This window comes from Halorubrum sp. SP3, from assembly GCF_005435195.1.
Lineage (GTDB): Archaea > Halobacteriota > Halobacteria > Halobacteriales > Haloferacaceae > Halorubrum > Halorubrum sodomense.
The window spans coordinates 1-5585 of the sequence record NZ_SGTU01000032.1 but is presented as its reverse complement, the minus strand read 5'-3'; the positions used below and the strand labels follow the sequence as shown (position 1 = coordinate 5585).

The following is a 5585-nucleotide window of genomic DNA, read 5'->3' as shown; positions in this document are numbered from 1 at the left end:
TCCGATCTGAGTGCGACATACGTTAGCAACGCACTCGATAAATATAACGGTTTTTCAGGTCGGGCGTCGGACGGGGGTTCGCGGCCTCACACGTCGAAGACGACGTACGCGTACCACTCGTCGCCGCGGCGTTCGAGCGCCATCTCGGAGTAGGTGACCGCCTTGATCTCCCGGGCGGCCACCGCGTCGAGCGGGACGCCGCGCGCGCTGGCCGCGAGCCGCCACCTCTCGGCGTCCCCGGAGCCGTCCGGGCGGTCCGTCTCCTCCGCTTCGACGACCGTACACCGGTGGTCGGCCGGGAGGACGAGCCGGACATCGCGCTCGTAGATCAGCCGATCGAGATAGTCGAACAGCAGGGCCTCGCGGCTCTCGGCGGCGACCGCGAGTTCGAACCGGTCGCCGGCCGCCGGAATCGACTCCGCGCTCGCGGCCGTGAGGCCGTCCGCGACCGCCGCGAACAGCGCCGAGAGCGTGTCGGCCGTCGCCTCGACGGCGACGTCTGCGGTGTGGTCGCACAGTTCGTGGCTCATCGCTCGTCGCCCTCGCGGGCGTCGCCGCCGGATCCGTCCCCGGAGCCGAGTCCGGCGTCGCCGGCGCGGGGCCGATACCGCTCGTCGCTTCCCTCCTCGGTCCCGGCGCGGGACTCCTCGGCGCTCCCCGGCCGCTCGTCGGCCGGGAAGCGCGCGTCGATAGTCCGCTCCGGCGCGCCGGCGCGGAGGTCCCCCGAGTCGACGTCGTCGAGGTCGGCCGCGACCTCCTCTAGCGCGACGCCGCTCGTGACCAGCGCGCGGATCCCCTCGTCGACGGTCAGCTCGACGTCGACTACCCGCCGATCCGGGACGAAGACGACGTGGCCGCCCATCACCGGGTTCGGCGCCATCGGCATGAACAGCGTCCGCATCCCCTCGCCCTCGCTGTCCGCGTGGTCCGCGATGACGGCCGGCGTCTCGCTGGTGACGAACGCGAGCGTGTACGTGTCCTCGGTCGGGAACTCGACGAGGACGACCTCGCGGAAGTTCCCGCCGTCCGAGTCCAGCATGGCGTCGCTCATCTGCCGGAACCCCTGGTAGACGGAGCCCACGCCCGGCAGCCGTTCGACCGCGTCGTCGACGTAGTCGACGGCGCGTTCGCCGTACCGCGAGGACTCGACGCCCGCGCCGATGAGGAGGATGAGGCCCACGAACACGATCGGCGTCGCGATCTCGATCGCGAGTTCCCGAGAGATGACGCTGATCACCGGCAGCCCGTTCCCGGGCGACACGGCGACGACCGCCGACGAGAACACGTCGAGATAGTTGTACACCGCGTTGAACACGAACGTGAGGACGATCAGCGTGATGACGGCGGGGACGATGACGGCGACGCCCGTGAGGAACGCCCGTCGGAGGAGTTCGGCTCCCGACGACTCGTCGGTCATTACCCGTCTTCACGCGCGACTGCGACAAAATCGTTTCCGTCGCGGATTCGGCGGGGATCGACTCCGGCCCGCCGAGAGAAGGGCTGCCCCCGCAACCGCGCTCGCCGGTGGCGTCGCCGTTCGCAACCGCGCTCGCCGGTGGCGTCGCCGTTCGCAACCGCGCTCGCCGGTGGCATCGCCGCTCGCAACGGTCCCCGCTGGCGGTGGAGTTATATTCCGCTGGCGTGTTAGGTCATCCCAGTGAGCGTCAACGTCGAGAAGCGGACCGACCCCCCCGGCGAGTCCGATTACGCGACCGCCGCGTGGGAGCTCAAAGAGCGCATTCGGTCCGCGGAGGGCGTCCTCCGACAGCGACGCGGCTTCTTCGTCGACGCGTACCGCCGATCCACCGCCCATCTGCTCGTCGAGAACGACCGGCTCGTCGCGTTCGCCTCCGTCCGCCGGGACGGCTACATCCTCTTTCTCGCCGTTCACCCGGACCACCGCGGCCGCGGCCACGCCGAGCGGCTGGTCGCCGACATCGCGGAGAACCACCGGTCGGTGACCTGCCACGCCCGCACGACGAACCGGCAGGCGCTCGGCTTCTACGAGCACCTCGGCTTCGAGGTGATCCGCCGCATCGACGACTACTACGAGGACGGCGGCGACGCCTACTACCTCAAGCTCGGCGGCGAGTCGCTCCGGGAACGGCTCTCCGGGTTCGTCGGCCGGTAGGCGGTCGTTCCTCGCCGTCCCCGTCGGCTCCGCTCGACCGGAAGGCCACCGAACCGACAGTCATTAGCGCCCGCCGCGAGGAGGAGCCGGCATGTCGCAACCGACTCCCGCGGACCTCGCGACTCGGGTCCGCGACGGCGACCTCCGCTTCCACGAGCTGGAAGACCACGCCGACGCCGACGCCGCGGCCGCCGCGCGCCGGCTACTCGTCGCGGAGGCGACCGACGCCGACCTCGACCCCCTCGGCGAGTACGCGTTCGACGCCGACGCGGTCCACGGCTCGAACATCGAGAACACCCTCGGCGGCGTCCAGGTCCCCGTCGGCGTCGCCGGGCCGGTGACGATCGACGGCGGCGCGCGCTCGGGCGAGCGCTACCTTCCCCTGGCGACCACCGAGGGGGCCCTGGTCGCGTCGATCAACCGCGGCTGCTCCGTCGTCGAGGACGCCGGCGGCGCGACCGCGCGGGTGACGAAGAGCGGGATGACCCGCGCGCCCGTCTTCCGGGTCGCGGGCGTCGCCGAGGCCGAGGCGCTCGTCGCCTGGGTGCGCGACAACGAGCCCGCGCTCGCCGAGGCCGCGGAGTCGACGACGAGCCACGGCGAGCTGCTGGACGTGACGCCGTACGTCGTCGGCAACAACGTCTTCTGCCGGTTCCGCTACGACACGAAGGACGCGATGGGGATGAACATGGCCACCATCGCGACGCGGGAGGCCTGCGACGTGGTGGAGGCGGAGACGGACGCCTCGCTCGTCGCGCTGTCGGGGAACCTCTGTTCGGACAAGAAGCCGGCAGCGATCAACGCCGTCGAGGGGCGCGGCCGCTCGGTCGTCGCGGACGCGACGGTCCCCCGCGAGGTCGTCGAGGACCGCCTCCACACCACGCCGGAGGCGATCGCGGAGATCAACACCCGGAAGAACCTCGTCGGCTCCGCGAAGGCGGGCGCGCTCGGCTTCAACGCCCACGTCGCCAACGCGGTCGCGGCGATGTTCCTCGCCACCGGGCAGGACGAGGCGCAGGTCGTCGAGGGGGCGAACGCGATCACGACCGCCGAGACGACCGCCGACGGCGACCTCTACGTCTCCGTCTCGCTGGCGAGCCTGGAGGTCGGGACGGTCGGCGGCGGGACGAAGCTGCCGACCCAGCGGGCGAGCTTAGAGATCCTCGGCGTCGCCGGCGGCGGCGACCCGGCCGGCAGCAACGCCGACGCGCTCGCGGAGTCGATCGCGGTCTGCGCGCTCGCGGGCGAGCTCTCCCTGCTCGCGGCGCTCGGCTCGCGACACCTCTCGTCGGCGCACGAGGAGCTCGGCCGGTAGGCAGCGCCGCCGCCCGCGGAACGCTCCCTCCCTCAGTCCGACCAGCGCGGGCAGTCGTCGCGGAGCGCCTCGCGCCCCGCGTCGGTGACCCGGTAGACCGCCTCGCCGGAGACGCGCTCGACGAGCCCGGCGTCTTCCAGCGCGGTCAGCCGCGACTCGGCGTGGTCGCCGTACAGGCCCGTGTTCCCGGCGATGAACGCCTGGTAGTCCGCACCGACGTCGGCGAGGTACGAGAGCAGCCGCTCGTCGGAGCGCGTGAGCGACTGTCGGCCGGGACCGATCCGATCGTCGCTCCCCCCGTCCTCGGCACTTCCCGCCGAACGGTCGGTCGGCTGCGCGTCGGGTGCGGCCATCTCACACGTGGTGACGTGTGTCACGATAAAGGGGCCACCGGCGGTTCCCACTCGCTGGGAGCCGCGGCCGATTTGCGGAACGTGTTCGGGATCCGACCGGTCCGACCGAGGCCGTCTCGTCGGCCTCCCCGGCTCAGTCGTCGGCGTCGGCGGGCGGCGTCCCGGTCGCGTCGCCCCCGGCCCCTTCGCCGCCGGACTGGCGGTCCGGAAGCATCGGCGTCCCGTCGGCGCGCGGGCCGAGCCGCGGGCCGTGCGGGCCGTCGTCGGGGTCGATGCGGCGCCGGGTCCGGTAGTCCGTCGAGCGCTCGACCGGGGTCCGGCCGATCGCCGCGATCATCTCGACGTAGTCGTCGAACGAGCGGTACTCGCCGTACTCGCCGCCAGCGCGGCTGGTGATCTCCTCCGAGAGGATGGTGCCCATGAAGTCGTCGGCGCCGCAGTTGAGCAGCTTCAGCCCGTGGGCGTCGCCCGACTTCACCCACGAGGCCTGGACGTGGTCGACGTTGTCGAGGAAGAGCCGCGCGACCGCGACGACGAGCTCGTCCTCGGCGCGCGAGGGGCCGGAGTCGACGACGCCCCGGCGGTACAGCGGGGTGTTCTGGTGGATGAAGGAGAGCGGGACGAACTCGGTGATCGCGCCCGTGCGGTCCTGGAGGTCCCGGATCACCTTCAGGTGCCGCGCGCGGTGTGCGACCGTCTCGACGTGGCCGTACATCATCGTCGAGGTGACGTCGAGGCCGGCGGCCGCCGCGCCCTCGATCGCCGCCACCCAGTCGTCGGTGCGGATCTTGCCCGGGCAGATCACGTCGCGGACCTCGTCGACGAGGATCTCGGCGGCGGTGCCCGGCGCGGAGTCGAGTCCGGCGTCGGCCAGTTCGCGGTAGACGGTCTCGTACTCCCAGTCCGTGCCGCGTTTGGCGTGGTACGCCTCTTCCGGCGTCATCGAGTGGAGGTGGACGCCGCCGACCGACATCGCGTCCATCTGCTCGGCGTAGGTGCCCGGGTCGGTCGCGTACGCCTCCGGCGGCTTGTAGTTCGCCTCGCTCGCGGGGTCGCCGTGCGCCGCGAGGATCTCGTGATGCTCCTCGTTCAGCGCGAACGCCGGGTGGAGCCCCGAAACGGAACACACCTCGTAGATTCCCATGTCGAGGGCGTCCTCGACGACCGCGCGCGACTCCGCGGGCGGCTTGGTGAAGCCCGCGTGCTCGACGTCGCTGTCGGCCTCGAACGCGTGCGCGGAGTCCTTGAAGTTACAGAAGAGGCAGCCCGTGTTGCAGGCCGTGGTGACGTTGTTGTTGAGGTTGGCGACGAAGGTGACCTCGTCGCCGACCTCCTCGGCCCTGCGCCGGTCCGCGGCCTCCAACACCGCCTCCTTGCGCACGGGGTCGATTCCCGACGACGCCGTGCCGGTGGCGAGCAGTTCGGTCGCGTCGGCGACCGTCAGCCGGGCGCCGTCGCGGGCCTTCGCGAGCGCGTTCTCGAACGACTGGTCGGTCGCGGGCGTCGCGAAGTCGAACTCGTTCGCGCCGCTCTCCGACTCGCCGCCGCCGGCCTCGTCCGTTCCGCTCGCGCCGGAACTGTCCCCCGAACTCATCCCCTAACGCTCCCGGTTCCACCCTGATAAACGGGCGGGTCGCGACACCGATCGGGTCGGGAAGAGGGCGCCGATTGCGAACGGCTATTTATAAACAGCTCCGAGCGACGCTACATCTATTTATAAACAACTGCGGTGGCGCGTGCCTGCGAGCGGCCGCCCTTGGCGGCCGCGAGACAGCACCGCGCGAGG

6 protein-coding genes are annotated in these 5585 nt (G+C 71.5%); 2 read left to right on the top strand and 4 right to left on the bottom strand.

Annotation, left to right across the window (positions count from 1 at the left end; genetic code table 11):
* Positions 1-86: 86 nt before the first annotated feature.
* Both EXE42_RS14795 and EXE42_RS14790 read right to left on the bottom strand, forming a co-directional pair.
* The gene (locus EXE42_RS14795) at positions 87-530 is read right to left on the bottom strand and encodes an archease (protein ID WP_137693593.1); all 444 of its coding nucleotides are present in this window, start codon (positions 528-530) and stop codon (positions 87-89) included.
* On the bottom strand, positions 527-1417 hold the full coding sequence (locus tag EXE42_RS14790) for a DUF502 domain-containing protein (RefSeq protein ID WP_137693594.1): 891 nt from the start codon (positions 1415-1417) through the stop codon (positions 527-529). Before EXE42_RS14790 ends, EXE42_RS14795 begins: the two co-directional genes overlap by 4 nt.
* A gap of 240 nt (positions 1418-1657) precedes the next feature.
* Between EXE42_RS14790 and EXE42_RS14785 the strand changes: the two genes are divergently transcribed.
* Entirely contained in the window at positions 1658-2131 is a 474-nt protein-coding gene (locus EXE42_RS14785; RefSeq protein WP_092920307.1) for an N-acetyltransferase, read from the top strand.
* A gap of 91 nt (positions 2132-2222) precedes the next feature.
* The gene (hmgA, locus tag EXE42_RS14780) at positions 2223-3446 is read left to right on the top strand and encodes a hydroxymethylglutaryl-CoA reductase (NADPH) (protein WP_092920308.1); all 1224 of its coding nucleotides are present in this window, start codon (positions 2223-2225) and stop codon (positions 3444-3446) included.
* Between the two features lie 32 nt (positions 3447-3478).
* Here the strand turns inward: hmgA and EXE42_RS14775 are convergent, their stop codons facing one another.
* Both EXE42_RS14775 and cofH read right to left on the bottom strand, forming a co-directional pair.
* Positions 3479-3799 carry a DUF2250 domain-containing protein gene (locus EXE42_RS14775; protein WP_092920309.1) on the bottom strand — a complete coding sequence of 107 codons (321 nt, stop codon included), beginning with the start codon at positions 3797-3799 and terminating at the stop codon, positions 3479-3481.
* Between the two features lie 133 nt (positions 3800-3932).
* Positions 3933-5393: a 7,8-didemethyl-8-hydroxy-5-deazariboflavin synthase subunit CofH gene (gene cofH, locus EXE42_RS14770; protein WP_137706827.1), complete on the bottom strand. Its 1461-nt coding sequence runs from the start codon at positions 5391-5393 to the stop codon at positions 3933-3935.
* Between the last annotated feature and the right edge of the window lie 192 nt (positions 5394-5585).

Coding starts and splice junctions, on each gene's coding strand:
- EXE42_RS14775 (WP_092920309.1), bottom strand. CDS start 3,799: ATGGCCGCACCCGACGCGCAGCCGACCGACCGTTCGGCGGGAAGTGCC.
- cofH (WP_137706827.1), bottom strand. CDS start 5,393: ATGAGTTCGGGGGACAGTTCCGGCGCGAGCGGAACGGACGAGGCCGGC.
- EXE42_RS14790 (WP_137693594.1), bottom strand. CDS start 1,417: ATGACCGACGAGTCGTCGGGAGCCGAACTCCTCCGACGGGCGTTCCTC.
- hmgA (WP_092920308.1), top strand. CDS start 2,223: ATGTCGCAACCGACTCCCGCGGACCTCGCGACTCGGGTCCGCGACGGC.
- EXE42_RS14795 (WP_137693593.1), bottom strand. CDS start 530: ATGAGCCACGAACTGTGCGACCACACCGCAGACGTCGCCGTCGAGGCG.